Origin of the sequence: Mesorhizobium sp. M2A.F.Ca.ET.037.01.1.1 (genome assembly GCF_003998075.1) — a bacterium.
Classification (GTDB): Bacteria; Pseudomonadota; Alphaproteobacteria; order Rhizobiales; family Rhizobiaceae; genus Mesorhizobium.
The window spans coordinates 1-1,250 of record NZ_RZSA01001393.1 but is presented as its reverse complement, the minus strand read 5'-3'; the positions used below and the strand labels follow the sequence as shown (position 1 = coordinate 1,250).

Genomic DNA, 1,250 nt, shown 5'->3' with positions numbered 1-1,250 from the left:
GCAGAGGCCGCATCGCGCCGCAGCACTGGCCGCATGTGGTGGCGGCGAGCCGCCGGCTGGGCATTGCCGGCGTCAGCTACGAATGGCTGGCCGGCCGCGCGGCCATGCAACGCGCGGCCGTCATGCAAGGGGAGGCGGCATGAACGCGCTGCCGTCACCATTGGAATTCCAATCGTCCGGACTGTCTTCCTCCCCGGTCCGGGCGCATTCCGGGGCGCTTGCCCCGGATCCGGTCGAACCGCCCGCACCCCGGTTCACCGGAACGGCCGGAGCCGTTCCTCCCCCGGCTCCGGCCCCCAATCCGGGCATAAGCTGCATCCGCACCGAGGACGGCACCGTCATCCTGTTCGACCGCGCGTCGGGCCGGGCGGTGTCGGGCCTGACGCGGGCGGCGGCTGAAGCCAGGCTTCGCGAGCTGGAAGGGGCAGCACGCCCCGCCTGATCCCGACCCTTTTCCGAACCCCACCGACGGCCTCGCGGCCGAACCCTGGCGCTTGGGCTTCAGCCCGGCGCTTCCCAAGCCCACGCCCCTAGCAATCGACGGAATGAGAAGATGGCAGCCGCCTATACCGAAAAGGAAATCGACGAGATCGCCGCCTGGCTGAAGGAGGGGCTGTCGGCCTCGCGCATCGCCGGCCGCTTCAGCGCGCTGCGCGGCGCCCCGGTCTCGCGCAACGCCATCATCGGCATCGTCCACCGCAACGCCGGCCTGCGCGCCATCGGCTTCGCCAACCCCAAGGGCGGCCGCGCCGGCGGCAGGCCGAGGAAACATGCCCGGCCGGATCGTCCAGGCAGGCGGGGCAGGACGGTGATTGGAGGGCTCTCCGAGCCGGCCGCGCTTTCCAGGTTCGCCGAGTTCGTGGAAGGCGCCGGCGTCGCAACCGCCAATCTCCCCCCTAGTGGGGGAGATGCCCGGCAGGGCAGAGGGGGGCGCTGTCCCGCCGACCTATCCGCTTGTGACACCCCCACGCAAAAGGACATCGCCAAAGCCCCTGCCACCCCCAAGCCCAAAAAAACCAAACCCCGTAAGCCCGCGCGCGCCTTGCCGCCGGCCTGGCTTGCGCCTGGCGAGCGCCAGAAATCCGAAGCGCATCTCTACAAGCTCCCCGCGCCGCCGCCTGCGGTAAACCCCGGCCGCCAGCCGCATGTCGCGGCCATGCGCTTCCTCGACTGCCTGTTCGGCCGCTGCCGCGCGCCGCTCGACCTGGCGCTGCGCGAGGATGCCGAAGCCGATCCGCTCGGCGCGCGCC

At 71.6% G+C, this 1,250-nt stretch carries 2 protein-coding genes; both read left to right on the top strand.

Annotated features, from left to right (window positions below; all coding sequences use genetic code 11):
* Positions 1-139: 139 nt before the first annotated feature.
* On the top strand, positions 140-442 hold the full coding sequence (locus EOA27_RS37025; protein ID WP_126083384.1) for a hypothetical protein: 303 nt from the start codon (positions 140-142) through the stop codon (positions 440-442).
* 111 nt (positions 443-553) lie between these two features.
* The coding region (locus tag EOA27_RS42740) for a GcrA cell cycle regulator (RefSeq protein WP_245491336.1) at positions 554-1,250 on the top strand (697 nt) is incomplete at its 3' end.